Origin of the sequence: Arcobacter sp. CECT 8989 (assembly GCF_004116715.1) — a bacterium.
Lineage (GTDB): Bacteria > Campylobacterota > Campylobacteria > Campylobacterales > Arcobacteraceae > Halarcobacter.
Map to the genome: position 1 here is coordinate 1 of NZ_PDKE01000084.1, position 423 is coordinate 423.

1 pseudogene is annotated in these 423 nt (G+C 28.6%); it reads left to right on the forward strand.

The window, feature by feature from the left end:
• Positions 1-343, forward strand: a pseudogene (locus tag CRV02_RS14920) (hypothetical protein); the annotation flags it as partial.
• Positions 344-423 lie beyond the last annotated feature (80 nt).

A 423-nucleotide genomic window follows, 5' to 3' on the forward strand; every position in this document is an offset into this window, starting at 1 on the left:
TCCCAGAGGAAGAACTTGGCAAACAAAAAAAATAAGAAAATTTGATAAAAATCGTGCAAAAAGAATAAGATGGATAAAATATCTAATACAAAATTTTAATAAAATTGAAGAAAATATATTTGCTTTTTTTTATAGAGAGACAGAAGGTCAAAATAGAGGAAAACTTCGTTTGTATATTTGGGCAAAATCGCATGATTATGTTGTAATCATTGAAAAACTAAATAGAAACAGCAGTTTTTTAGTAACAGCTTGTGATATTGAAGATAATTATAATAAATCGACATATCAAGATAGATATGAAAAGTCAGGTGATTTGAATTTAGGATTGTCAACATGGATTTAATAAAAAATGGTCGCCAGTTTGGGCAGGCGAGCACCCCATCTCTTTTTACATCTTTGGTAAATGAGCATAAGAATTATTAC